This is a genomic window from Rudaea cellulosilytica DSM 22992 (genome assembly GCF_000378125.1).
Lineage (GTDB): Bacteria > Pseudomonadota > Gammaproteobacteria > Xanthomonadales > Rhodanobacteraceae > Rudaea > Rudaea cellulosilytica.
The window spans coordinates 24,053-49,664 of sequence record NZ_KB899242.1 but is presented as its reverse complement, the minus strand read 5'-3'; the positions used below and the strand labels follow the sequence as shown (position 1 = coordinate 49,664).

Here is a 25,612-nt window from a genome sequence, read left to right as displayed (position 1 = left end):
GGAGAAAATGGGTCAAGGCGTCATGTCGAACAACAGCAATTCAGCGTTTTCGTGGGCAAGCACGACGAGTCTTTCCGAGTCGGCCCATGCTGCAGCGTCACCAGTCTCCAGCGTTTCGCCGTTGACCACGACCGACCCACGCGCTACCTGCAGCCAAAGCTTGCGTCCCTTGGCAGGCGCAAAGATCAGTTCGTGTGCGGCGGCGAGGCGCGTCGCGTAAAGGTCGACGTCCTGATGGATCTTGAGCGCGCCGTCGCGCGGGTTGCGCGAGGCGATCAGGTGCCACTGGTTGGCGAGGTCGGCCGCCGCGAAGCGATGCTGTTCGTAGCTGGGCTTGAGGCCACGCTCCTCGGGGATGACCCATATCTGCAGAAAGTGCACGGGATCGGTCTGCGATGCGTTGAACTCCGAATGCACGACGCCGGTGCCGGCGGTCATGCGCTGCAGCTCGCCGGGCTGGATCTGCGCGCCGGTGCCCATGCTGTCCTTGTGTTCGAGCGTGCCGTCGAGCACCCAGGAAAGGATTTCCATGTCGCGATGCGGATGCGCGCCGAAACCTTTGCCCGGTTCGACACGGTCCTCGTTGATCACGCGCAGCGGGCCGAAGCCCATGTGCTCGGCGTCGAAATAATCGCCGAAGGAGAATGTGTGACGGCTCTTGAGCCAGCCGAAATCGGCGAGGCCGCGGTCTTGCGAAAGTCGGGTGATGTGCATGATGTGTTCCAAAGGCATTCGATGGAGTGCACTCTATGCCGAGTGTCACAGAGCGCCTAGCCGGGCAATTACGAACTCGGTGTTTGCGATTGCCGAACACCCAAGCTTTCGTGATTCAATAGGTCATGGACTACGACTTCAGCGACATCCGCGCTTATATCCAGGTGGTTGAAAACGGCGGCATCAACGCTGCCGCAAGCCGGCTCAACGTGTCGAAATCGCAACTAAGCGCGCGCGTTGCCAGGTTGGAGAGCGAGCTGCACGTGAAGCTGCTGCATCGCTCTCCGCGCGGTGTCGCACTCACCGACGCGGGCCAGCGCTTCTACGAGCACATGCGCGATGTGCTCGCGCGCATGCAACAGGCCGTAGACGACGTGTCCGGCGAGGAATCGGGCCAGATCGTCGGCAGCCTGCGCATCGCCGCGCCGATGACATTCGGCACCGCGTATCTGGGGCCGCTGCTGTACGCCTTCATGCGCGAACATCCGGCGCTCGATCTGAGCTTGGATCTCGACGACCGCTACGTCGACATCCTTTCCGGCGGCTACGATCTCGGCGTGCGTATCGGCCGCTTGTACGACTCCTCGCTGATGGCACGACGCATCGCGGCAAGCAGACGAGTGCTCGTCTGCAGCCCGGAATACGCGCAACGTAACGGCGTGCCCGAGACGATTGAGGACATCCGGCAGCACGATTGCATTTGCTACGGCAGTGCCTCGGTTGCGCCTTACTGGCAGTTCGTACCGCAGGAGGAAGGTGAGGCGCCGCGACAGATCGTCGTACGTGGCCGAGTGCATCTCAACAACGGCGAGAGCATGCGCGATGCGGCGATCGCCGGCCTGGGAATTGCCGCGCTGCCGATGTTCATTGCCGCACCAGCACTGCGTGATCACAAACTGATCGAGCTGTTGCCCGAGTCACCGCTGACAGCCGACACAATCTATGCGGTTTATCCCCAGACACGTTACGTCAGCCGGGCTGTGCGTGCGCTGATAGATACATTGGTCGCAGATTTCGAGCACACGCCACCGTGGGAACGGGACAATTTGCGGGGCAAGCCCAACACGATTGGCTCGATTGATGTGAAATCCCGCTGACTCTCGTCGTCGAAATTCGAGTGGGATCAGGCTCCGCCGGGGTAGGTCTGGCCCAACGTGCTTCTTATCTGGAACAGCTGCTTGCCTCAGGTGTTAGGCGTCGCGATACACTCGTCTTGCCATCAACCGAGAACTCGCACCATGCTTATCCACAGCGCGTTGTTTTGGCTACGCAAAGATCTCAGTGCGTCCGAACGGAACGTGTTCGCCACCGAAGTGCGTCGCCTAGCCACGATTCCGTATCTCCAAAGCGGGTTCGTCGGCCCTCCTGCGCAGACGGAACATCGCTCCGTCGTGGATCATTCGTTCGACTTCGCGACCTCGTTGCACTTCAAGTCCCTGGAGGACCACGAGTTCTATCAAACCAAGTGCGAGCACCACGCAAGGTTCGTTTCCGCTTGCCAGTCGCTCTGGGAACGCGTCGTTGTCTACGACATCGCGGCGTAGAGAGTAGGCGGTCTCCCAAAGCATGTTGCCCGTAAAAGTTGGTTCCCGTGATTCGGGGATACTACAAAAGGTAGTGAAATCATTGCCGTCTTCTATTTGACATAATATACATTCACGATCAATAGACGACGCAAGAACCGGCTGGCACGTTTATTGATGGAAAATTTGGTCTGCGCATTCGTAGCTGGTCTGCGCATTCTTAGCTGGCCTGACTACGCACTCCAAATGACCAATCCACGCAGTAAGACATGCCCATCGTTTCGGCGAAGCACTCATGGATATGCAGCTATCTGACTTGCGCAGACCACATTGACCAATTTCCTTCCCAAACCCATCAGTTAAGATTAGCCGGGCTTCCGTGAAGCGGAATTCTTACTCTTCTTTCGTGACTTTTGCTGGCGTTCCAGCTCGGCCAGGCGCTGCTTCATTATGCGCTTCTGGTGAGCAAGATCCTCTTCCAGCTTCACGCGGCGCTTTGTCTCGCTGGCGACCTTCGTGTATGCAGCCCGGGCATCCTGCTGAGCGGATTTTGCTTCTTCACGAGCCCGATCGACCTCACGTAGCCAACGCTGCTCGGTAGCTTCAGCACGTTCCCGATCCACTCTAAACGCCTTCTGCGCCTCCTCGCCGGCTAAGCGCAACGCGGCAACCGTCGCCTGAGCCTCAGTGAGCGAGCGAAGGGCGGCGGCCAGGGACTGCTGTAAATCGTCGATCCGACGCCGCTCATTTACTAGGTCTGCCTTCGCGGCCTCGCACTCGTGCCGGACGAGTATGAGGGTCTCCTGCTGAGCTGTCTCCTGAGCCGTTGCCTGCTCAAGCTGAGCCTGCAGCGCGGTTTCCCGCTCCTGGAGCCCTCGCTCGCGTTCTTCCAAGCGGGTTTCAGCTTCCTGTCGGGTCACAACCACCGCCTCACTCCATAGCGTCATCATGGCGCGTTGCACGGCATCTGGAATGCTTGGCAACTGTGCCCGCGCCTGCGCCGCCAAGCGCCCGGCCAATTCCGCCCACCACACATCGAGCAGCCGCAACAGCGTGTTCGGCGAGCCGGTGCCGAGCTCGGCCCGGACTTTTTCGATGGTCGGCCGCTCGCCGCGCGCCAGCAGCGCATCCGCGGCGCGCGTGACCTGATCCTGGGTGACTCCCCGTGCCATTTCTGCCTCCGATGTCGACGCCCTACTCTTTTGCTTTTGTACTAACGATAAGTGATGATTATCGTTAGTATGGGTACTATTTCGTAGTATAAACTACGTTATATGAAAGAAAAAAAATCCCTTCCGACACTTGCCTCGCCGGCTGCCCAATTGCTGCTACCGGAGCAATTGGCCGAGCAAGCGGCCCACGCGGTGCGCGAATTGTTGGCGGAAGCGGCCGCCGCGAATACCACACGCAGCTACGCGAGCGCCCTGCGCTATTGGGCCGGTTGGCATCGCGCACGGTTCGGGATCGAACTGACGTTGCCCGTCAGCGAGGCCACGGTGATCCAGTTCCTGGTCGACCATATCCAGCGGCGCAACAAGACCGGCCTGGTCAGCGAACTGCCAGCCGACATCGACGCGGCACTCGTTGCGGCCGGCCTCAAAGCCAAAATCGGGCCGCTGAAGCTCTCCAGCGTGGCCCACCGCGTTGCGGTGCTGTCGACCGCGCACAAGCTCAAGCGGCGGCCCAATCCGTGCGAACTGCCGAGCGTGCGCACCTTGCTCAGCCGCGCCCGTCGCGCTTCGGTCAAGCGTGGCGAGCGGCCGACCAAGAAGACGGCCATCACCCGACCGGAACTCGAGGCGATGCTGGCGATCTGCGACGATGGCCTCGAAGGGCTGCGCGACACTGCCCTGCTCTGCTTTGGCTTTGCTAGCGGCGGCCGCCGCCGTAGCGAAATCGCCGCGGCCGATATGCGCGATCTGCGCCGTACTGGCGAAGAGACGTACATATATAGGTTGGAGCACAGCAAGACGCAGCAGGCTGGTGTGACGGCCAACTCGACGCCCGATAAGCCGATCATTGGGCGCAGCGCGCGGGCGTTGACGGAGTGGCTGGAGGCTGCCGGTGTCGTCGAGGGGGCGATGTTTCGACGGATCTGGAAGAACCGGGTCGGTCCGGCGCTCTCCCCTGCTTCCGTGGGCCAGATCGTGCAGCGGCGTGCGCGGATGGCGGGGTTAGAGGGGAATTTTGGCGGGCACAGCCTGCGATCGGGTTTCGTTACCGAGGCCGGTAAGCAAGGGGTGCCGTTGCCGGCAGTGATGGCTATGACCGAGCATCGATCGGTCGCGAGTGTCGTGGGGTATTTTCAAGCAGGTCAAGCTGAAGACAATCCGGCAGCGCGACTGTTGAAGTGAAGAATTCGCTGCGTGGTGCGCGCGCAGACGATCGCATCGTGACCGCACCAACATCCCGGATGAAGTAAGCCATTGTCCTTCATAAATATTCTGCAAGTTCAGTTCGGCTCCTCGGGGTGGTCTCGGATTTCGTGCTATTTGTGACGAGCCAAAATTCTGCCCCTGCCCCACGACGGTGGCCCAGTAGCCATTCAGCCATCGAACTGCACGACTTCAAGTAGGTCGCATTTGCGGCAAAATGCCTACGTCGAATACCCATAGACGGTGCCACTGTCGTTGTTCGACGGCGGCACGAACAATTTTCGCATAGCGTTCGGGATTGGGCGCCGGTATGAATCGGTGTCGCCGTTGATTGCAAGTAAGGCAGGCGGCCGCGATGTTGGAACGATCATTACCGCCCCCATCGCACCGAGCACGCAGATGCTCCGCGGTGCACTGAAATCGTTTCGCCCGCTCGAATGTGAGGCCGTATCTGGCCATAAACTCAGAGGGATCCTTGTCCCAAGTCGCCGCGTTGCAGTAGATGCAACGGGCCTCTTGGTTGCGGTATGCGTGGCTGCGCTGCTTTTTAAGTGATGCGGGCATTGATCCAATCTCAAAGGAAAGAGAGAAGATCCGATCGCCCTACAGGTGCATCACGGATACCGCGCTGAATAGCGCTTTCAGAGACGAGCCCGAATGAGTCTCGACGCCAACAGTATCCCTCGCCGAGCCGTCATTGTCACGCACCAACCATGTCAGAGAATTCCTACACAACGTCGCGGGGAATTCGGACACCACGTCCTACATACTAATCGCGCCTCAGAAGCCCCACGCGCGTCAGGCATACCGGAAGAGAAAAATTCTAAATTGGCCTTGGCCTGAGCAAATGCTACGTTCATCTGCTGTGCTAGCTGGCGAACAAGGTGCGCGGCGACTCATATATTTGTTGACCAGCTCGCCAGGCTGCCACGGAACGTATTCCAATTCGTATCTTTGTCGATTTTCAACGACCGTATCCGCCGCTCCCCGCGCCGGAACATCCACTGCGAATGCTCGATCACCACCTCGATCAAATCAACCACTGCCATCCTTGGCGAGCGCTTGGAAAAGTGCACTGCATGTATCTCCTGAATCTGCCCCCCTCCCGTTCGGAATGTGACCAAGAACGGTTCGCAATTCATGAATCTGACAACATCATCTGATTCGCTGTGCACCGACCAAGCGAAAACGTTGAGCTTCATCAGGTCCAAAAGCGCGTGTATGCAGACGTGCAGCCACCGGCCAAAATGGGACAGTGCCTGTCGCGAAAGAATGTCACGCGCGCCCTCTGGCGAAAGCTCCCTGTCTATATGGCCGCCCATGCGATTGCGAATGAGGGATAAGTCACCCTTGTGGTCAATGGGCACGAGTTCGCTGAATTCACTTTTTATCTCTGCGACCTCGGCCGTGATCCCGGGCTTCAGCCATTGCCGAGCATCGGGATCGCCCACAATCTGATCGCAAAGGCGTACGACCGAGCCAGCAAACGTATGAAGTTGAACTGAGAACTGTTTGAGCTGGCGCTTTCGTTTGGTCGCATTCTTCTGCACTGCCGCGCTTTCAAGAGCAACTTCGATGTCGCGAAGCGCCTCCAGACAGTGCCATAGCTTTAGGGCCATTGCGTTGGCCGGATACCACCCTTCGGACAGTTGTTCGTCTAGGGAATCTACGATCGAGCGAACCCGAGAGTCCTCGTAAATGGGCATTCCGCGGTGCTCTTCCGTAGGAAGCTCACTCGCCCCGTCCTGCTCTTTTTCCACTGGGGGCATGCCGAATTCCTCTGCCGCTCATTGGTGTTTCCACCTCCTATTGGAAGATAGGATCTCGAAAAGACGTTTCAGTTATGCGGTACTCGGAGCGGTCTGTAGCTTGAAGATATCTGCCTGGCCAACAGTTTGAGTAAGAACTCACGGCTGCCGGCGGGTGTGACCTTACGTCGATACACGCTTTCGCGAAATCGAGGACGGCAAAGATGACAAGCATTCGAATAAACGTTCCGCATAAACGAACCCCATACGCTTAACTGCCCCCTTTTCGAAGTAGAAGAGCCAGGCGACGAGCAGAGCGAATGAAATCAGAAGTGTCAAACCGGCAGCTAGGCCTGGATCCGCGAAATGCACTGGAACAAACTGAGGTGGATTCACCTGCAGGATTTTTGCGATCAGTAGTCCATAGACGATACCCAAGAGGCATGACACGATACCGATCAGCTTCATCGCCAGCATGTTGCGGTGAAATCCGTACGCGATATTTTCTTTCAATAGGAGCTGTTTGTTGGAGCGCGTGAGCTCCCGCAGTCGCTTCGTTGCCCCGACGTAGGTGTCGTCAGCCTTGCTGGGATCGGCAGCTTCATCCTCAGCAGTAGGCATGGCGATACCTAACTTGGCTGTGAAGGCGGCGTGATAGCGCTGCTTGCTGATGCTATCCAAAAATTTGTCGCGATGGCGCAAAGCAATGGTTGTGGGTAGCCCACCCCACTCATTGACCAGTTTCTCTTCCAACTTCTTACCACGACCCCGTGCGATGCTGGCAAGCGCGTAAATGGCGCCACAGCCCGCGAGCAAGCCGATAACGCCAGTCAATGCGGGGTGCCTCGCACCGTAGACGCACAGGAGTGGAACGAGCAGCGGCAATGCGACCAATAGACCAGGGATGACCCGCGCCTTGCGTTCGTAGGGGTCGTTGATGAGCTCGAATATCGTTGTCATGAAAATTTAGGTCTGTACCATAGGGTTGGATATCTCATCGCTTTTTTTAAAGTGCTGCGCCATTGTGATTAGCGTTCGTTGGAAGTGACGGTCAAATCTACCAGACTCCACATCTACTTCTTTCGCTAATCGATCGGCTCGGACCCGAACCACTGCCGCATGTCCAGAGGCGTGTTACGACCGTCCTGTTGGATGATGTCGACGAAAGCGTCCGCGGCCGAAGAAAACTGCACCAGGGGAAAAGTTTCTTGGCTGCATCGTTCCGGTGCGCACCAGTGCGCCGTGGCGGTTAGCGCGAAATGCTGGCGACAAGCCACAGGACGATGCGCGTAGATGCTGCAGCGGCCCTGCTTCAGAAAGGGACACGCCTGCCCGCGAAAATCCCCTGCCGGTTTGGTTCTGGCCAAGCGGCGATGGCCGGTCCACGCTTCGATGAACTGCGCCTCTAGCGGAAAGACACTGACGTTGTAATGGCAGCAACTGGTACAGCCTGCATGGCATGCGACAAAGGGCGCGACAGCATCGCTGATTTGGGCCAACGCGGCGTAAAGCGCACGAAGTCGGCTGGCGGCGGACCCGGATAGCCCCGCTATCTCTTCGGCCAAGCCATCTTCCCGTGCCACGATGTCTGGCGAGAGCTCGTTGAGCAATCGGTCAAAGTTCCGCTGGGCTATGGCGCGCGCGGCGATGGGATCTGCATCGATCGGGGTAGTCATAGCTAGCGCATCTCACCGAGTGAGATGCCCAAGCCGTTTTCGCCGGCGATCGCCATCACCGCCGGGATGCCGTCTGCACTTAATTGCATCGTCAGGGTGGCCAACAAGGCGGCGTCCAAGACGCTCGGGGTGTTGGAAAGGCCCCGGGGATGTGAATGCCACTCGCCCACGTAGCTGACCATTCGCTGCGTCAGCCGCTGGCACTCCTCCAACGTTTCCAGGACGTTGAGCTTGCCGCGGGTGAATCCGGATTCGTCTGCTTGGCTGTCGAGCGGCGCCGTCCAGCCATCCACTAAGTGGATCGTCCGGAGTTTCTGGTCGACCACGCCCACGAGCACGCCACCGGTTTCGGCGGGAAAGGCCGCACGCCGAGCCCGCTCAAGTTGGTGCTCGAGCTCTTCGTCCCAGCGCACCTGCCAGTTCCCCAGGTGCATTGAACAGGTCGCCGCCGGCGCAACGTGGTTACAAGTGATGGCACCGGTGTCGTCGTTAAGTGTCCAGACGCAGATCTGTGCACTCTGCACGGCCACACCGCGCCGAATGCGCCGAGCCAGTTGCGCGGCGTGCAACTGGACCAGCTCGTTCGACAAGATGAGTGAGCGATCTCGGCAGCCGGCACCTGTGCGAACCAGTTGACTGGCTTCCAGATGTGCGCGACCCCATGGCTCCTTCAGCAGAGCCCGATAGTATTGGGCCTCTAGACTAGATACGCGGATCGCTCGCTGGGCATCTTCGAGCAAGAGCACGGCGCTCAAACCCGAGGGGGTGAAAAAGGCCGAAGCAATCCGCGGACCGTCGCGCTCGGCCAAGTCACGAGGGACGTCGACAGTGGTAGTGGCGTCTACCAGCAAGCTAGCCCGCTTGATGGCTGCATCCAGTTCCGCGTTGCCAAGCGCATTGGCGCGGGCGACGATAGCCGTGGCATCGGTTAAGGGCGTATCGAGCAGCGAGTCGATACGCTGGCGCACCAGCTCGGCCTTGAACTGGCCTACTTCGCGAAACGAGGCAATGTGCCGGATCGGGTTGTGAGGATCGAGCGTGTCGTGATCGACGAGGTCCCAGTGCCCCCAGCCTTCGCGACTCCAAAGCTCGGCCAATACCGAACCCAAGGCACCTGTGCCCGCCAGCACGCCATGAAACATTGCGTCGGCTTCCGAAACTCCGGACATCCACCGCGCCATCGCACGGTCGGGGCTAAACCGAACGTCGACCGGATAAAGCGTGTAGTCCCTCCAGCGATCGTCCTGCGGTTCCGACGGTGGCTTGTCTGGTGGCAAATACTGAAAGGAGAACGCCGGCTTGGCGGAGTCCAATTGTTGCAGCACGCCCAAGGCCAAACCCAAGCGTGCGAGATCAATTTCCAAGATGAATCCTCGAACGTCGGTACGCAGCACCTGTCCATCGATCAAACGCGGAATACTCGCCAGCAACAGGACGCGTCGAGGGGGATGGCTCGGGGCAAGCGCAATGCCAGACAGTCCTCGCGAGCGCATTGCGTCGAGCAACCCCGGAAACAAGGACGTACCCATGGCTTGGAGCCGCTCCTGGATCTCGCCCAACGTATGCGGGGGCGACTGGATCGGGAGGTGGGCGATGGGTGCAACGGTGATCTGTAGTAGGTCAAAATCGGGCAGTGCACTGGCCGCGACGGCAGCGCGCTCAACAATCATCGTCGCGCGCCGTCCCGCCTGCACAACTCGTGTCAGGCGCAAGGCGACGACGTCCTCTGCTTTGGCCCGCGACAGCTCCGCCGGGACCACGACCTGCTCCCCTGTCGTGTAGAACAACTGCTCGAGCGCCTGGTCGGCGGCGTGCAAGGTACCGTCGGCAGTCTTTTCCAACCAACGAAGGACTTGGCGAAGGTGCGTCTGCGGCGTCCAGCCACGTTCGACTGTCGACCAAGACAGCTCGTATAGGCACAGGGAACGTGGCTGCCCCGGCCCCACCGCGTTTTGGTGCAGGGTGGCCGGGAAGTCCTTGCGCAGCGCACGAACCTCCACCGGCATCTCGCAGTCGGGCCTAAACGTCAGCGCGAGCCGCTCGCGTCGGTGGATGCCTGCGCTGTTGGCCGGTGCGACCGTGCCGTCGCCGGCATCGACGACAATGGCGAGGAAGTTGGGATCACCCTCGATTCGGAGGAACTCGACGACCTCGAAGTCAGGGTGTGCCTCACACGCCCGAAGCAACTCCTTCAGGTGTGCGTTCTCGGGATCGTCGGTGATGGCCGGTACGACGCTTCCCCAGACATTCTGTTCCACAGCTAACCTGCGCGCGGTGCTGCGACGGCAGCCACCGCCGCCGCCGCCGAGGTCCGCGCGGCCTTCTTCTTCGCCCCGGCGGCTGTGATCTCGATCTCCAGGGGCTCAGGCGCCCAGGTGTTGGGCGTTTCGCCGGTGCAGAAGAACAGCCCGCCGACGCCGGTCAGGATCGACTTGTATTCGCGCTGAGCGCGGATGCATGGCGGATCGGCGTCATCGTCCTTGATGGGCTTGCAACTGGCGATGATCAGTGCGCCAGTGCGGGCCTGCGCGAGCGCGGACCGAGCATCCGCCGAGACCTTGACCTTTTCCTTGAGCTGGGACCAACTGTCGTTGGACAACGTGTGCCACGAACAGTGGTGCGGCGCCTGAAGGACATCGTAGGCGAGTACATCGGGGGTATCTTTGTAGCGAGTCCAAAGCCGCTCCCAGATGGCCACCTCGGCATCGCCGGCGGTCAGGAAGCGGCAGCTGTCCAGATGTGCGAGGGAGCTTGCAATCTTCATGTTCAAGATCGTGCTTGAATGGTTCTTCGATAGCACAGCCTCGTCTTCCTCGCTTTGCTGCGGTCGCGGTGCGAGCAACTGCGCGCTGAAGTACGAGTTGTGGCACCCGTTGACCTGCTGGAAAGTATCGCCGGTCCGGACAAGGATCGCAGTGAGGTCATCGGTCTTGCCGTTTTCGTCCTCGCCCAGGATGAGGATGCGATCAGCATCGCCTACGCTGCAGTCACGGAAGCGCTGGACGCGACGCTTAGCTTCCTTGTTGAACGCTTGGGCGTCCGAGCAGAGCGGGTGTGTCTTGCAGGCACGCCGGAACACTATCGGCGAAGACCAGATTTCGCGGATCACGATGCGCTTTTGCGCATCGGGCTTTTTGTCATCGGCGTAGTCCGCAAGCGGCCCTAGGTGGAAGTGCTTTTCAAATCCGGTGCAGTGATCTTTATCCGGATGGCTCAGGAGAAAGGCGTCGACGTACGGGCGCCCCTTTTCGTCTCGCGGCAACCGCGCCCGTAAGTCGGCGGCCACGTCGCGGGTGGTGTCCTCAGGATCGTCCGCAGCCACACGGATGTTCACGTCGATCAGGATGGTGGTGGTCACGGAATCGGCCAGGCGGACGAGGGTCATGTCGCCATTGTCGACGGGGAAGAAGGTGAGATTGGCGTTCAAGAAGGGGCACCTGCGAATGGAGCCGTGGCTTACTACCGGTCACGGAGCGGTAGAGGTATAATACCATGATTCAATAGATGGGTATATTCATTGTGCGCGATGTTATCATTTTTATAAATACTTTTAAATCAATATGTTAGCTTCGGATGACACTAAGCGCGGGCGCTGGGGGCAGGCAAGACGCCTTGAATTTATCGACTCTCGCCTATGCTGGCTCGGCCGGATCAACCGCAAGGAAATCACTGAGTTCTTCAAGATTTCCGTTCCCCAAGCATCGTTAGACCTGTCGGAATACCAGGCCCTAGCCCCCGGCAATATGGTCTACGACCGCACCGAAAAGTCCTATCTGGCTAGTTCGGAGTTTCGGCCAGTTCTAACCGACGGCAGCAGCGGCCGGTATCTGGCCGAGTTGTATGCGCTGAGTACCAGCATGATTTCGCCGGACATTAGTTTTCTGGGCTGGGTCCCGGACGCGGACGTCGTACGCCATCCAACGCGAATGGTGTCACCCGGAGCCCTTCGAACGGTGTTGCATGCAATTCACGATCGCGGCGTACTTAGCATCCACTACCAAACCATGACGCGGCCGGATCCGACCGTGCGCGTGATCAGTCCGCGGGCCTTGGCCTACGACGGCTATCGCTGGCATGTGCGCGCCTACTGCTATCTTCGAAAGGATTTTCGCGATTTCGTGTTTGCCAGGATTCTCAATTTGGCAACCGCGGTGGCGCCGATGTCGGAACCGCCGCCCGACGACGAGTGGGAGCGTGAGCTGTCCGTGATCATCGGCCCTAATCCCGCGCTAGATGACAATCGCAAACGCATCCTGGCACTTGACTATGGCATGACCAATGACCGACTGGTTGTGAAGACGCGCCAAGCACTCGCCTACTATCTCTTGCGCCGGCTTGGACTAGACACTCCGGTGGACAAACCACCGGAGGAGCAGCAGATCGTCCTGATAAATCGTGACGAGCTTGTCCCCTTCTTGAAGCAACTCAGAAGCGCTAGTGAACATTCCCAAGCACGTTTTTCCACGTCGTAGCGATCATCACGATTACCAGGGGCAAGGACCAATGGCCAAGAACATTTTGATTTTTGCGGATGGGACCGGCCAGGCAGGCGGTCTAAAACCCGATCAGGAGATCAGCAATGTCTACAAGCTGTTTCGCGCGACACGCATTGGCCCGGAGAGTCCCATCGATCCTGCGCATCAACTGGCGTTTTATCACCAGGGCTTAGGCACTGCATCTGAAAAAAAGGGTATCCACTTCGGCTGGTGGGATCGCATTCGCACCTTAGCAGGGGCCGCCGCGGGGTTGGGCATCTCCAAGAATGTCGCCGACTGCTACGAAGCGATTCTTCGCGTGTATGAGCCGGGCGATCGCATTTATCTCTTCGGGTTCAGTCGCGGTGCCTACACCGCGCGCAATGTCGCCGGCGTGCTCAATCTCTGCGGCGTGCCGACTCAGGATGGAAAAGGAAATCCGCTACCGCGCTCCGGACGTGCGTTGCGGGCCATCGCAGTTGAGGCGGTGACGAGAGTCTACGATCACGGTGCGGGCAAACCGCGGAAGCAATATGAGCCCGAGCGCGAAGAGCAAGCGCGTCGCTTTCGCAAGAAATACAAGGCAGGCGACGATCCAAACCGTGGAGATGTCTTTCCCTATTTCATCGGTGTTTTTGATGCAGTGGCAGCGCTAGGGATCTCGGCATTCCAACAGGTCATCATCATCATGCTTTGGATTGCATTCTGCGCCGCGTTAGCCGCTGCAATCGGCTGGATCGGGAAGGTCTTTTGGGGTTTCGGCTTCCTTCCAAGTTTCGGAGTAGTCTTAGGCGCTCAGGCTGTCATCGCCAGTGCGATGTTTTTTTTGTCGACCTTCAAATACATTCGAGGCTTTCCAAATAAGGGCAACTTTCATTTTCATTTCGCACGCTGGTCCAAGAAAAACTACGATGGTTATCTCGATCAGCGTATCAACTACATTCGGCATGCGATGTCGATTGACGAGACACGCAAGGACTTTCCACGCGTCCAGTGGGGCTCATCGCATTTCGCGCAGCGCGCAGTCAACCCCGGTGAGCCAATCCAGCTCGCCCAGGTTTGGTTTGCGGGTAACCATTCCGACGTCGGGGGCAGCTATCCCGAGGAAGAGTCCCGACTGTCGGATATCTCACTGCGCTGGATGAAGGAGCAAGCCACCGCGTTGCCGGATCCAGTGATTGTGGACGAAACCCGGCTGCATACCTTTCCCGATCCGGCTGGCATGCAGCACTCCGAAGTCGAAAGCCTGCGCGAGAAGTATCCTTCTTGGTTGCCGTGGAAACTGTCCTGGCCGACGCAAGCGCGCGTGGTCGCTGACGAGGGGGAGTTGCACCCGACGGTCTATGAGCGCTTTGCACTGGCGCGCGTTTTACAGTGCGGTACCTGGCGGCCCTATCGACCCGAACCACTGCGCACGCATCCTGGAGTGGACCAGTATTACCAAGGATCGTGATGAGCGACCGGGACGGAGTGATCTTGTTTCCGGTACATTTTTTTTGTAGCGGTCAAACCAGCCTACTGCCCCTCCCTACCCGCGATAAGAATAGCTAATCGCCCTGCCCCGCTTGCCCAGTGTCTGCAGACGGCCCATAAGCAGACATCTCTAGCCCAACTTGGCTAACCCACGTAGGCGACGATTGCCGAGTTTGCGAGCAGCCGCTTATGCCACCGTCCGGCGCGATCAACGGTTTGGTCGGAGCTCCAACACATCAACGTTGTTGAGGACGGCGAGGACAGTCTCGACATGAGCCATGTCGAAATCATCCCGGTTTGGCTCTTCGTGCGTGCCCTTGTTGAGGAGGGTCCAGACCAGGTTATCCTCCGGGATGCCTAGAATCGTGTTCAGGTTCTCAAGCAGCGGCGCTTTACTGTCGTGGGCGAAAGTGCGTGCGTCCATTAGCTTCCTGCGCAACGCCGTGCACAGTCCATATAGCTGTGGCTCCTTGCCGGGCCCTTCGATTTGCACCGAAATGTTGCCCACCCGATGCGATTCGAGCCACTTCCAAGCTTTGTGGGCGAGCATCTCCAGTGACTTACGCGCGAATGAGAGCGCGTCGCGAGCGTTGAAGCGTCCGTCGATGGCTTCCCTTGCGCGCGCCAGATAATTTTGAGTGCCCGGCGGGTTCACGCGTGGTTGATAGTCGCCGCGGTGGTGCAGCAGGACGTATTGGTGACAGTCGTCTCGGAGATCCCGCGGCAAGTGGTTCTCAACATCCTTGACGAACTCTGGGCTGTGGCAGGTGACGATCAAGCAAGCCGTAGAAGCTGTCGTAGGCCTCCTTGATGGGCCGATCGTGCATGTTGGCCTGCTCTTCTTCGCCTGCGCGCCTGATCAGGTCGGCGTTAGCTTCTTCCCACTGCGTGATGCGGGCTCGGGCCTGCGCGGCGTTTTCCATAACCTGGCGACGGCGAACATCGTGCTCTGCCATCCAGACACGGGCGTCATTCAGCCGTGCCTGCTCGGCTAGATCTTCGTCGCGCAATCGCAATGCCTCGCGCGTGCGCTCGTCGCGCTCGGCGGCTTGATCGGCTACGCCAAAAATCTGCTCGAGCGACGGCGTCGCGCCGGTCTCGTCGGCCTCCGGGGAGTACACAGCGATCCACCAACCGGGAGCGTCGGGGTTGCGAGGTAGGGCTCGTAGGTAGGCTCCGATCAGCGAGTCCGCCTGGCCCTCACTCGCCAAGAGCTCTTCAAGATTGTGTAGGCTAGCTCGCAAGGAGCGACTTGCCTCGACTACCGCACGCTGCAGGCGATCGTGTTCGGCTTCGAGTCTCGCGAGCTCTTCAAGCTCGCGCAAGCCTGCGTCCGCCCGCTCGAACGGGTTGCTCGCCACGTCGGCGATTGGCGTCAGGCATGCCGGGCAGCGATCTTCGTGCTGCGCGCGTAGCGCATGCACCGCGACGAAGAGCTGTCGGAAAGAGACTTGACTGCGTCGTTCGTCGAGGCCGCGCTGTGAGGTTGCCAGGCTCACAACGCAGGCGTCCGCGTTGGCGAAGAGCTCGGCGATGATCCGACGCGAGATGTTCGTGACTGCCGGCATCAGCGCGCGTAGTTTTGTGTCGAGCTCCTGCAGACGGCTGGGCGTCTCCGCGTTTCCGAGCACCAACAGCTTAAGCTTGTCATAGGTGAGGTTCTCGGCGACGCCCGCGGCGTAGTCGGCTGCGGCTTCGTCTAGGGTACGGAGCTGTCCCGCCTCGCCGTCGCGCGTCAGCTCGTCGATCCGCAGCGCTTGCCTGCGACCGGCGAGCTGTATCTGCATCTCAGCGGCGAGCGTGAGCGCAGCGTCCATCGATTCGTTGAAGTGCGAGGCGAAGTCGTTGAACTGATCCATTCCGAACAGAGTTGCGATCAGGTCGGTCTTGCGTCCGGGGGGCGTCGCGGCGATCCGCGAGAAGTTGTCGATCCGATTCTTCTCGATGAAGAAGAAGCGGAACGCGTCCTCGTCGGCGACGACCTGGACTTCGCCGCCCTCGGCGTCGGTGGCTGTGAGGGTGGGATTGGCGAAGCGGCCGGCGTGGATGTTGGCCAGGTAATCGCGTTGCTCGATCCGCTTCGAGCCTGCCTCTTCGACGGCTCCATGGAGCGCGTATTCGAGCGCCTCGCACAAACTGCTCTTTCCGCTGCCGTTTGGGCCGTAGCAGAGGACGATTCGCTTGCTCAGATCGAAGGCCTGCGGCTCGCGAAAGCCGCGGAACGGTCCCAGGGTTAGGGAGCGTAGCCGAAGCCATGGCCACTTCCCTTGGGCGGCCGCGTCGGGGAGCTCCGGAAGGTCCGCGCTTGTGGCCGCGAGATGTTGGCGGGCTAAGCGCGCCAAGAGTTGCGAACGATTGTTGTGTTGCCTAGCCGTAGCGGCCACAACATCGAAGTTCGCCAGCGTCAGGTTGGCCATTCTGCGCGCACTCTCGGGTGCTAAACGCCCTGGCTCGTTTAACCAGCGCACGAAGCGCTCAAAGTCCTGTCTTGCGGTGCCCATCCTCCCCTCCGGGACGCGGCTGCGTTGCTGCGGTGCGATTTGGAGCATACCGTGTGCACGCTAGCAGCAACAAATGCTTTTCCCAACGTATGCTTCGGGTCGAGACCTGCTCTTCCCTACCCGCGATAAGGTTCACTAATCACCGCACTCACTGCAACCGCCGAAGCACACGTGAATGCAGGCCGATTCCGTCACCCCGCGGCACGAGAAAAAAGCGGCAGCGTTGTGTTGCTCGCTACCGTGAAGCGGGACGGGTCGCCATACATCGCGACTGCTAGGTCTCTTAGGTTCGCCGAGCAAGTTTGAAAGGACCTGATTGTGCAAATGCAACGAAGGCGGTCGATCTCCGCACCAGGAACTTCGGCGCGCGCGCTAGGTTGCGGTCATTAGAATCGGCATTTATGGCGATATCGTTGGCAATGCGGAGAATTGGTCATTGACAACTGTCGAATCGCGGGCTCAACATCTTAATTGCGCGCTTGTAGTGCTGTCCTGAGCGCAGGGGAAAGCCCAAGTATCTCGCTGAAGTGAAGTCCGAGGGCCTCATGGACCGCACGCAATTGCTTACCGCAATGAGCGCGAGCCTTCTTGCGCTGTGGGTACCTTCAGCTTGCCTAAAGGCCGATCCCCCTACAGCGCCAATTCATGGCACGGCCACTGCACGTGGCACGCCTAGACCGCCGATCCGTGCCGCGAATGTCGATATCCGGGACCGGATTTCGGCTCGCATCGACGCAATTGTCGCGCGCCTAAACAAGGAATCAGCGCGTTCAACCCTTGTCGTCAATCGTGCACGCTCCGCTGATCGCACCCAGCTTGCATCTGTAGTAAAGGATTACTTTAAGACAGACGCGCGGTATTCGTCGCTGGGTCCTCTCATCGCTAACGCCGAGGCAGTTCCCTGGAGCACGGGACAGGCCGATCGCGCACGCGCGACCATCATCGACAGTGTAAAGACTAGGTCCGCAAACATTTCGAATTATAGTGCCCAACTCACGGCACTGAAGAAAACGATTCAGGAGGCCCCCGCAAGCCAGGCGTTGGCTCTACTTGAACATGTGTCGATTCCGAATGAGATGGTTGTCGTCATCGCCGGTGACGATTCGTCGCTCAACGATCCATTCACAACTCCAGGGACCGTGGGCTCAGTCTCATTGCAGGAGTTTATAACAGGTCGCGGCGCGGCTACTGTCGACTATCCGGCCACAGTTGCTGTGCTCTACAACGGCCCCAATGGCGGACGGGTAGTCGAGTGCTCAGGCTCTCTTATCGCCGTCAATGTTGTCGTCACAGCTGCGCATTGCTTGCAAGACCATCCGGTCGCTGTTTACTTGCAGCACGGCGGAATTCACGAAATCGATCATGCAGTTCCGTTTCCTTCGTTCACCCAGGCGCCACGCTATGACATAGCGGCGTTGATTCTCAAAGATGCCGTCGCGGGAGTCACGCCCATTCCTCTTAATCGCACCGCCGTGTTGCCCGCGGGAAGCGCTGCACGCATCGTGGGTTTTGGCTATCACTCGGGATTAGATGGCTCTGCAGACCAAGCGCTCTCGATTGTTAAAGCTGCTGGCATGAAGTTCTACGGCAATCTCACAACCGGCACTTGCGGCAATGATTATCAGAACCTAAGCCTCATCTGTTGGACCTTTGCTGTGCAGCCCCTCAATGCTTTGGACGCAACTACCTGTAGTGGCGACTCCGGCGGACCCCTTCTCATCCAACACGATGGTAACTGGTTTTTGGCTGGTATCACGTCGACGGGAATCATCTGCGAACCGGGTGACGCCGCGATGGATACCGAGGTCTATGCCTATATGCCTTGGCTCGACGAGATTACGGTAAATGCTCAAAAAGCATTGCCGACTACAACCGTCAGCTCGACTGCGCTTGTCCCAGTCATCGACAACTCGCCTCGTTTTGTGATGAGCGTTACGGGCCGCACGCTATCCGCCGCGTCGTCGACTTGGACGAGCAATTTCACCTTAGCCCCGAACGTCAAGCGCCTTATCGTGGCTATGAATACGTCTCGTCAAGGCACGACGACTGGGTTCTCCGTCGGGGCGACGGGTGCACAACCTGCCTGTCAGCTCGCAATCGACGACTCTGTTGCTAGCTGTGCTGTAGAAAACCCAGCCGCAGGTCCCTGGCAGCTCACTTTGAGCGGTGTGCCAAATCAGGAGTATCAAATTGTAGCTTCGATGTTTTAGAAACCTTACTAGTCAGGGGAAGCAACATGCGCAATGACCGGCTTGACAGACGGCGTCGTGAATTCCTGTGCGCCTTGAGCGCGTTACCACTGGTCGGCCTGGGGAGCTGTTGCGCGGTCCGCTCACCACCATCGCCAGTTCTACCGGACGCCCCCTTTCCTTCACCACTGCGCAGATTCTTGCGCCCAGAACGCATCGTGCGGAGCGCGAGCAAGCCCACGTTCGCCATCGATGTGCACGCTCATTTTTTCAACGCGTCGGACGTAAACGTGGCGGGATTTGTATCAGAGTCTGTCGCTCATGCGATGGATGAACCATCGCGCTCATTCGCGATTGCGTTGTCGGGAGTGCTGGACAGCCTAGCCGGGACCGCTTCAACCGCGCAAGACGAGTATGCGACATTGCTCAAGAAAGCGGGCTCTCCTCAGGATTTCAGCGCCACGGACATGCAGAAGGCGCTCGACAACGAGATCGATGCTCGGCAGCAAGATATCGCGAACCGTCTCTACAACGAGATGGTGCGCCAACGGGCGGACGCCGCCTTCAAGCGCGCGGCTCAAAATGACCAGGAACGCAGTGCTTCCCCCAATTCCACACCTGAACTTTCGCCCGAATCGATTCTCGACGCCATGCAATCCGGAATTCGCGTAACGGCTCGAAGCGCGAATAACACCAAATCTGCGCCGGATGGGAAGGCAAAAGGACTACTTCGATTCGCTGGATACATGTTGCAGGAGCGATGGATGAACTTGCGCCTTTATTCGCAGGCATATTCGTCCAGCGATAACGCGTTCGGTATCGATGCCGCCTTTGGAGCGCTGGTGGATTTCGACTATTGGTTTGATTGCAGCTGCCATTCCGCGCGGCGAGATCAGATGAAGATCCAGTCGCTACTCTCGCATCTTTCCGGCGGCTACATGCTGCCACTTATCAGTTACAACCCGTGGACTGACATCAAAGATAACGGTGCCTCGTTCAGCCTTGTCGTCTCCGCCATCGAGGAGTACGGCTTCATCGGCGTGAAGATTTACCCTCCTATGGGTTTCTTTGCGTACGGAAATTCGAACACGCCGGTGAAGACGAAATACGCACGACCCGATCTCACTCAGCTTGACGCCAAGCTTGCGCAGCTCTTTGATTGGTGCACAAAGAACAATGTCCCAGTGATGGCACATACGAACGCGAGCTTAGGGCGTGACACAGCTTCTGACAGTTTTGGCGGCGTTAGGGGTTGGAGCGCACTTCTAGCTCGTTACGCCGGCCAGCCTAGTTCTCCCTTGGTTAATCTGGGTCATTTCGGCGGCGATATCGCGGAGATGGGTTCGCAGTGGCCGACCGATTTTGCAAAGCTCATGGCCAAGGCGCCTAACAACCGGCTTTACGGCGACCTCGCGTATTGGTCTGCGGCGCGTGAGTGTCTATTGCAGGGCAGCCCCTTGTGCACAGATCTTCGCAATCGACTCAAATCGGCCGAGAGCGCGTACCCTGGCTTACGTGATCGGCTCATGTACGGCAGCGATTGGGTCATGCTCTCGCAAGAGCAGGACTGGAAAATCTTCCCACAGGAGATTGCGCTAGCCACCAGCAATGACACCACGCTTACGCCTGAAGGCCTGTTTTACAGGAACGCGTTAGAGTGCTTTGGCCTGACACGCACGGGATTTCAGCACGACAGGATCATCGCGCGTTTGGGTTTAGCGCCTGAAGAGGTGCCTGCTTGGCTAAACCAATAGCCGCGTGTCGTCAAGTTCCGTTCGCGACGATCGCACGCTTCATCAAATTGACAGGGTCTCGATGTGCGTCGACGCTATGTAGGCCATAGTCGTTCTCGACAATCGCTGGACAAAGAAATTGAGCTCTGCGGTAATCCGACATTTCCGCGAATCATGTCGATATATCAGGGGAAGCTAAGTCATGAGTTTATGGCGAGGTCGTTCATTCGTATTCTTTCTTTCGATAGCGCTGATGGCGTACACATCTTCGTGCGCAATAGAGAGCCAAGCAGCGATCTCTGCCAGCGCACAGGAGCACGAGAGCGCAGCTCCGCGGCCGGGGATTTTCCGAATCGCCTATATCATGGAGCCGTCCGAGGCACCTTGCGAAGTCGGCCAGTCAAATTTCAAGAACCCTGCCCAAGCATGTGGCTACTTGGCTTGGCTCAGCTCAATGGCACGCAACCTCAATGTGCGCGTGCAACTCGTTCCAGGGAACCATTGGCAGGTGACCGATTGGCTCAGGCGTCGAGAGGTCGAAGGAGCGATCGTTTCAGCTGTCTCAGACTATTCTCTCAGGCGCAACTCCAAGATCGTGCCTGTCGCAGAGTTCGCCCCACCCCTTGATGAATCTGGGGTCGGTCATTGGTCTCAAGACGGTACGGTACCGGCCGTCGTTGTTCGGCAAGACGGTTCAGGAAAGAAAAAAACGTTAAACGAAATTTTCGAGCAATTAGACAGTAGCGATGTAAGCGCGTCAGCCGAACTGTTTGCCTCGCCGTCGCACCTTTCAGGTTCTCGATTCGTCTTCCCCTTGATTGCCGCTCAGCAGTACTACGATTCTGCTCACAACGCGTACCAGCCCTGCGACGAACTTGAAGCTGTGTGCAAGCAACGAGTGAATTTACGGCGCGAATTTTGGGACAAAATCATTCGATCGTTCCGCTTTAGGAGACCAACGGGAAGCGGTCAAAAAGAAATCGGAGAACCAGAGGTTACCGTTCAGTTCTCAGCATTTCACGAAAACCCCTCGGATGTCGGCGACGGCGAACTAGAAGAGTACTTGCCCCCCGCCCAGCCGGGCCAGCCAGGCGCCATGGCACCTAATGATCGACTACTTGTCTGGACGGAAAGTCTAGGAACGCTCAAGTTCGTCCCGGAAGATAAGCTTGCTAGAGAGTATCTCGGGAAACATGAGTACAGCGGAGTAATTAGACCGAAGGGAAATGATACAGATAGAGTTCGGAACAATTTTGAAGACGCAATCAAATCGCTAAGGAATGAGCCCGGTCTAGACTACCGGATGGCCAACTGGTACGACGAGGGCGCCTACAGTTTCAAAATAGACAATCTAATCGCGGTCCTTCGAGACCAACAAGATGGACCGACGGCGCCACCGCTAGCGCTCTCGTTAAGCGGTGGTGGAGTAAAGAGTGTCTTTCAGTCCGTCGTCCTGGACTACCTATATAGCAACGGTCGACTTACAAACGCGCTATCGCGCGATCAAAGGCCAGACAATCGCTCAGTAATTGTCTCGCCAATAATCGGAACCTCCGGGGGGTCGTTGAACGGACTTCTAACATGGTTAGGCTACGCCAGATCTTTGCCATGGAAGTCGAGAGAAACGGCAGTCGCTGACATTAGAAACTGTTCAGTGGGAAGGTTGACTAACGTCCTCGTCAAATCGACGAAACAGGGGAGTGCCGAATGTATTGACGAATCGAAAGTAAATGAGCTAAATGTTTTCAATTGGTCTAGCGTCCTGAGATATTTCAGCTTCGTTTATACCTTTGGATTAGTGCTTTTTGTTTTGCGCATTTTTGTTCCGCCGCAGGGAGAAATGTCTTCACGAGATACAAGTAGCTTAGTTGCAGGATTGGTCGCAGCTGTCGTTATTCTCGTCCCCATATGCGTCGGCCTGGAGGATCCTCCGTCGCTTGCACCGCACAACGGTCAAGTTTTCGTTTTGCTGCTTTTGCTCAGCTACGGTTGTCTTGCACTAATGCAGCGAGGGATAAGCCCAGGTGCTGTCAAAGAAGAACATGTCGAAAAGGAAGAGATTTGGGCACTCCGGAGTCACTTGCGCACACTTATGATTTTGTCGTTGGCGATAGGCGCCATTTGGTACGGGCTGTTTCATTGGAATAGAACATGGTCATGTACCTTGCTGGCAAGCGTTTGTAAATCGTTCAATGGCACTCCGCCTATCTGGTTTCACGGGGCAGTGGCCGCGCTCTGCTCAGTATATTTTGTAGTACTGGCGGAGTGGCTGATACTGAGCGCTCGCAGGTTGCCCGGCTTCAAAGCACGAGCCAAATTGATTGTCAATCGTCTGATTCTCGTAGCTCTTGTAGTTGGCACCCTAGCGCACTTCGCTGACGGTCTCGTTGACCCCTTCGTTTGCGCTGGAATTGGCGTGCTTGCTTCTCTGCTTTTGGCAGCGGGGTTTCAGCATGACGACACGCAGAAGCTGCATATCCGCGTCGGCGATGTTAAACCCCAACTTGTTCTTGTCGGAATAGCTTTGGTCGGGACGCTTCTTCCGGCCTTATTGGTCGCTGCTGCATCGCGAGCAGGGTTGGTCTCGCAATTTGAGTTGTCGATTTCATTTTGGGTCGCATTGACGGCCTTCGCTCTGTTTGTGGGTTTGATATTCGCTTCGCTTTTGAGTGCACTTCGACACGGCGAAAAATCGCACAAGTGGCAGAAATGGCTCCAAACACACTACGAGGAACTCGACGTTGAGATTCGCGTTTGGCGGCTGCCGTGGCGCCCCGCGTCGATTTTGTTAGTAACAACCGCAATGGGCTGGTTTTTGTGGGTAACGCTAGCTGTACAATCACTCTACGGCGGAGATAAGGCATTCAAACAGATTCGCTCGGCAACCGAGCATGCATTGATTGAGTCTCCGCCCCGGATAGATGCGCAACTCGCTTTCGTAACGTCCGTGATAGCCAAACCGGCCGACGCTTCGCCAAAGCAGACGATCTGTGGGATCGAAGATCAGCTTCTCATCTTGGCGGATCAGACCGACAGTCACATCACATCCGAATCGAAACTTCGAGTCCCTTGGCTCTATGAAACCGGAGCATTGGGACATCCAAACAATAAAAATTTGGCAAAATGCGGCTTGTCGAACAATCTTACGAAAATTGATCGGCTAATCTGCGAGGCTACAGCTTCCGGGTCGCCTTTCCCAATTTTTCCGCCGACTTCGTTATTCCTCCAAGCGAATTCTGAGTGCGGGTCTCAGGTTTCTTTGGTCGACGGCGGGTATACGGCAAATGAGCCCAGATCGGTCGCGCGCCGTCTGGGGGCCGAGGCGATTTTGAGTATCGAAGCAACGCCAAAATGCAAAGGCGCATCTCACGTGAGTACCATGATGCAAACAATTCGCCTACTGTTTAGTTACCTTTGGGACCGTTCTCAGATTCCAGACAACACTGCTACTACTGGTATTTTGGTAGCATCGATTGCCCCGCCCAATGACGCGGATACTTGCCATAACCAACCGTTTCTGATGGATTTCGAGGGGGCGACCGTCGTCAGGCTTTTCGAGGATGCACGCAAAGACCTGCTGCGCGATGCAGATATTGGGGTTATCAGGGCGTGGCCGGCTCCAAGCGTGTGGACAGAGCTCCAGGTTAATCAGGTGTCGAGTGTGCGGAAGGTTGTCCCCGAAGCAATTCATGACTAGGCTCGACGAAGAGCATCATATGCAGAGAGCACGCCGCGCATTTCTTGCAGATAGAGTCGGCAGATTACTTGGGGTCGGCGACCGACCTTTCCTATCAGCGACAAGGTTCGCTAATCGCCCTGCCCCCTAACCAATGTCCGCAAACGGCCGTGGATTCAATTGATCAATGCAACACACTGAATACTGCTTAGGCAGTGGGAGTGTTGCGGATGAGATACAGAACTCGGATCCAATACACGGACAGCCAGAAGGCCTTGATGCGGGATCGATGGCGGCAAGGGGAGTCGCTGCAGCAGATCGCACAGTTGTTCGATCGCAACCACTCATCTGTGAGTAGGATCTTGGCGGAGTCAGGCGGGATCCGCCCAACTCCCCGGCGCCGCTCTCCGCGAGCACTGAGTCTGAGCGAGCGCGAAGAGATCTCACGCGCAATGGTGTGCGGGCAATCAATCCGTTCGGTTGCGGCTTCACTGGGACGAGCGCCTTCCACCGTCAGTCGCGAGATCCGTCGAAACGAGGGACGAGAAGGCTACCGGGCCAGCCAGGCCGATCAGGCCGCTTGGGATCGAGCATGTCGCCCCAAGACCTGTAAGCTAGCGCTACATCGAGCCATGGCCTACCGAGTTGCAAGCAAACTGCAGCAACAATGGTCACCGGAGCAGATTGCTGGCTGGCTCAGACGTACCTATCCAGGCGACACGAGTTGTCAGGTGTCACACGAGACGATCTACCGCACGCTTTACATCCAGTCACGCGGTGCTCTGAAGAAAGAGCTTCTTGCGCACTTGCGTCGTACTCGTGCCATGCGTCGCTCCCGTCACCATACGCAGAAGACGGACGACCACGGCCGGATCATCGGAACGGTATCCATCAACGAGCGTCCAGCCACAGTGGAGGACCGGGCCGTAACGGGCCACTGGGAGGGAGACCTGCTGTTCGGCAGCAAGAACAGCCAGATCGCCACTCTAGTGGAACGGCAAACGCGCTACGTGATGCTAGTGAAGATCGACAGCAAGGATACCGAAACGGTCGTCAACGCGCTGATCAGGAACGCGCGGCGTTTACCGAAGGAGCTGTATCGATCGTTGACGTGGGACCGAGGCAAGGAGATGGCCGCGCACCATCGCTTCACATTGGCAACGGACATCCAGGTCTACTTCTGTGATCCGCAGCATCCCTGGCAACGGGGCACGAACGAGAACACCAACGGGTTACTGAGGCAATACTTCCCTAAGGGCATTGATCTGTCTGGGATCTCGCAAGCCAGGCTCAACGCCGTTGCCAGGCAACTCAACGAGCGCCCTAGGAAGACGTTAGGCTATGAAACACCTATAGAACGATATCGCCAATCTGTTGCGTCGATCGGTTGAATCCGCAGTCCAATTGCGGTCTCGCCGCTCAAGTTCGACACCTATGAGCGGCCGCTGGCAGGGACGCGCACCGGGTGTCTGCGATGCATATGGGTCACTGGCGCTCGCGACGAGCGAGTGGCCGTAGCGACGACGATC

19 protein-coding genes are annotated in these 25,612 nt (G+C 57.9%); 9 read left to right on the top strand and 10 right to left on the bottom strand.

Annotated features, from left to right (window positions below; translation table 11 throughout):
- Window positions 1-12: 12 nt before the first annotated feature.
- A complete protein-coding gene (locus F455_RS0110030) occupies window positions 13-714 on the bottom strand; it encodes a pirin family protein (protein ID WP_026293259.1) in 702 nt (233 codons plus the stop codon).
- A gap of 125 nt (window positions 715-839) precedes the next feature.
- Here F455_RS0110030 and F455_RS0110025 point away from each other — a divergent pair, with 125 nt between their 5' ends.
- Window positions 840-1,811: a LysR family transcriptional regulator gene (locus tag F455_RS0110025; RefSeq protein WP_018973155.1), complete on the top strand. Its 972-nt coding sequence runs from the start codon at window positions 840-842 to the stop codon at window positions 1,809-1,811.
- Between the two features lie 141 nt (window positions 1,812-1,952).
- Entirely contained in the window at window positions 1,953-2,258 is a 306-nt protein-coding gene (locus tag F455_RS0110020; RefSeq protein ID WP_018973154.1) for a Dabb family protein, read from the top strand.
- Window positions 2,259-2,602: 344 nt separating this feature from the next.
- Here the strand turns inward: F455_RS0110020 and F455_RS22015 are convergent, their stop codons facing one another.
- Entirely contained in the window at window positions 2,603-3,409 is an 807-nt protein-coding gene (locus tag F455_RS22015) for a DNA-binding protein (protein WP_018973153.1), read from the bottom strand.
- Between the two features lie 102 nt (window positions 3,410-3,511).
- Here F455_RS22015 and F455_RS0110010 point away from each other — a divergent pair, with 102 nt between their 5' ends.
- The gene (locus tag F455_RS0110010; RefSeq protein ID WP_018973152.1) at window positions 3,512-4,591 is read left to right on the top strand and encodes a site-specific integrase; all 1,080 of its coding nucleotides are present in this window, start codon (window positions 3,512-3,514) and stop codon (window positions 4,589-4,591) included.
- Between the two features lie 213 nt (window positions 4,592-4,804).
- Here F455_RS0110010 and F455_RS23640 read toward each other — a convergent pair whose 3' ends face one another.
- From F455_RS23640 to F455_RS0109985, 6 genes are all read right to left on the bottom strand, one after another.
- Window positions 4,805-5,071, bottom strand: a complete 267-nt coding sequence (locus F455_RS23640; RefSeq protein ID WP_425413742.1) for an HNH endonuclease — start codon at window positions 5,069-5,071, stop codon at window positions 4,805-4,807.
- A 437-nt stretch (window positions 5,072-5,508) separates the two neighbouring features.
- On the bottom strand, window positions 5,509-6,381 hold the full coding sequence (locus tag F455_RS0110005) for a hypothetical protein (protein WP_018973151.1): 873 nt from the start codon (window positions 6,379-6,381) through the stop codon (window positions 5,509-5,511).
- Window positions 6,382-6,543: 162 nt separating this feature from the next.
- Window positions 6,544-7,320, bottom strand: coding sequence for a hypothetical protein (locus F455_RS0110000; RefSeq protein WP_018973150.1), 777 nt, complete (start codon window positions 7,318-7,320; stop codon window positions 6,544-6,546).
- 125 nt (window positions 7,321-7,445) lie between these two features.
- Window positions 7,446-8,036 carry a YkgJ family cysteine cluster protein gene (locus F455_RS22010; protein ID WP_018973149.1) on the bottom strand — a complete coding sequence of 197 codons (591 nt, stop codon included), beginning with the start codon at window positions 8,034-8,036 and terminating at the stop codon, window positions 7,446-7,448.
- 2 nt (window positions 8,037-8,038) lie between these two features.
- Complete coding sequence (locus F455_RS0109990) at window positions 8,039-10,294, bottom strand: anti-phage 6A-MBL system cap2_3 protein (RefSeq protein ID WP_018973148.1); 2,256 nt, start codon at window positions 10,292-10,294, stop codon at window positions 8,039-8,041.
- 2 nt (window positions 10,295-10,296) lie between these two features.
- Window positions 10,297-11,463 (bottom strand): anti-phage 6A-MBL system MBL-fold protein, encoded by a 1,167-nt coding sequence (locus F455_RS0109985; RefSeq protein WP_018973147.1) that lies wholly within the window; start codon window positions 11,461-11,463, stop codon window positions 10,297-10,299.
- 133 nt (window positions 11,464-11,596) lie between these two features.
- On the opposite strand from F455_RS0109985, the gene F455_RS0109980 reads away from it, so the two are divergent.
- Both F455_RS0109980 and F455_RS0109975 read left to right on the top strand, forming a co-directional pair.
- On the top strand, window positions 11,597-12,508 hold the full coding sequence (locus F455_RS0109980) for a helix-turn-helix transcriptional regulator (protein WP_018973146.1): 912 nt from the start codon (window positions 11,597-11,599) through the stop codon (window positions 12,506-12,508).
- Window positions 12,509-12,539: 31 nt separating this feature from the next.
- The gene (locus tag F455_RS0109975; RefSeq protein ID WP_018973145.1) at window positions 12,540-13,964 is read left to right on the top strand and encodes a phospholipase effector Tle1 domain-containing protein; all 1,425 of its coding nucleotides are present in this window, start codon (window positions 12,540-12,542) and stop codon (window positions 13,962-13,964) included.
- 228 nt (window positions 13,965-14,192) lie between these two features.
- On the opposite strand, the gene F455_RS22005 is transcribed toward F455_RS0109975, so the two are convergent.
- Together F455_RS22005 and F455_RS21585 are read right to left on the bottom strand one after the other, a co-directional pair.
- Window positions 14,193-14,639, bottom strand: coding sequence for a hypothetical protein (locus tag F455_RS22005; protein WP_157578715.1), 447 nt, complete (start codon window positions 14,637-14,639; stop codon window positions 14,193-14,195).
- A 79-nt stretch (window positions 14,640-14,718) separates the two neighbouring features.
- Complete coding sequence (locus F455_RS21585) at window positions 14,719-16,401, bottom strand: AAA family ATPase (protein ID WP_169337323.1); 1,683 nt, start codon at window positions 16,399-16,401, stop codon at window positions 14,719-14,721.
- Between the two features lie 629 nt (window positions 16,402-17,030).
- Between F455_RS21585 and F455_RS22470 the strand changes: the two genes are divergently transcribed.
- The 4 genes from F455_RS22470 to F455_RS0109950 all read left to right on the top strand — a co-directional run bounded on the left by F455_RS22470 (window position 17,031) and on the right by F455_RS0109950 (window position 25,474).
- The gene (locus F455_RS22470; RefSeq protein ID WP_157578713.1) at window positions 17,031-18,695 is read left to right on the top strand and encodes a S1 family peptidase; all 1,665 of its coding nucleotides are present in this window, start codon (window positions 17,031-17,033) and stop codon (window positions 18,693-18,695) included.
- 179 nt (window positions 18,696-18,874) lie between these two features.
- Complete coding sequence (locus F455_RS0109960) at window positions 18,875-20,428, top strand: amidohydrolase family protein (RefSeq protein WP_157578711.1); 1,554 nt, start codon at window positions 18,875-18,877, stop codon at window positions 20,426-20,428.
- A 181-nt stretch (window positions 20,429-20,609) separates the two neighbouring features.
- Window positions 20,610-24,104, top strand: coding sequence for a patatin-like phospholipase domain-containing protein (locus F455_RS22935; RefSeq protein ID WP_211212308.1), 3,495 nt, complete (start codon window positions 20,610-20,612; stop codon window positions 24,102-24,104).
- Window positions 24,105-24,313: 209 nt separating this feature from the next.
- Window positions 24,314-25,474 (top strand): IS30 family transposase, encoded by a 1,161-nt coding sequence (locus tag F455_RS0109950; protein ID WP_026293256.1) that lies wholly within the window; start codon window positions 24,314-24,316, stop codon window positions 25,472-25,474.
- Window positions 25,475-25,612: the final 138 nt, after the last annotated feature.

Excerpts from the sequence above, each read along its gene's own strand:
- F455_RS0110030 (WP_026293259.1), bottom strand. The coding sequence starts at position 714 with ATGCACATCACCCGACTTTCGCAAGACCGCGGCCTCGCCGATTTCGGC.
- F455_RS0110025 (WP_018973155.1), top strand. The coding sequence starts at position 840 with ATGGACTACGACTTCAGCGACATCCGCGCTTATATCCAGGTGGTTGAA.
- F455_RS0110020 (WP_018973154.1), top strand. The coding sequence starts at position 1,953 with ATGCTTATCCACAGCGCGTTGTTTTGGCTACGCAAAGATCTCAGTGCG.
- F455_RS22015 (WP_018973153.1), bottom strand. The coding sequence starts at position 3,409 with ATGGCACGGGGAGTCACCCAGGATCAGGTCACGCGCGCCGCGGATGCG.
- F455_RS0110010 (WP_018973152.1), top strand. The coding sequence starts at position 3,512 with ATGAAAGAAAAAAAATCCCTTCCGACACTTGCCTCGCCGGCTGCCCAA.
- F455_RS23640 (WP_425413742.1), bottom strand. The coding sequence starts at position 5,071 with ATGGCCAGATACGGCCTCACATTCGAGCGGGCGAAACGATTTCAGTGC.
- F455_RS0110005 (WP_018973151.1), bottom strand. The coding sequence starts at position 6,381 with ATGCCCCCAGTGGAAAAAGAGCAGGACGGGGCGAGTGAGCTTCCTACG.
- F455_RS0110000 (WP_018973150.1), bottom strand. The coding sequence starts at position 7,320 with ATGACAACGATATTCGAGCTCATCAACGACCCCTACGAACGCAAGGCG.
- F455_RS22010 (WP_018973149.1), bottom strand. The coding sequence starts at position 8,036 with ATGACTACCCCGATCGATGCAGATCCCATCGCCGCGCGCGCCATAGCC.
- F455_RS0109980 (WP_018973146.1), top strand. The coding sequence starts at position 11,597 with ATGTTAGCTTCGGATGACACTAAGCGCGGGCGCTGGGGGCAGGCAAGA.
- F455_RS0109975 (WP_018973145.1), top strand. The coding sequence starts at position 12,540 with ATGGCCAAGAACATTTTGATTTTTGCGGATGGGACCGGCCAGGCAGGC.
- F455_RS21585 (WP_169337323.1), bottom strand. The coding sequence starts at position 16,401 with ATGGCCAACCTGACGCTGGCGAACTTCGATGTTGTGGCCGCTACGGCT.
- F455_RS22470 (WP_157578713.1), top strand. The coding sequence starts at position 17,031 with ATGGACCGCACGCAATTGCTTACCGCAATGAGCGCGAGCCTTCTTGCG.
- F455_RS22935 (WP_211212308.1), top strand. The coding sequence starts at position 20,610 with ATGAGTTTATGGCGAGGTCGTTCATTCGTATTCTTTCTTTCGATAGCG.
- F455_RS0109950 (WP_026293256.1), top strand. The coding sequence starts at position 24,314 with ATGAGATACAGAACTCGGATCCAATACACGGACAGCCAGAAGGCCTTG.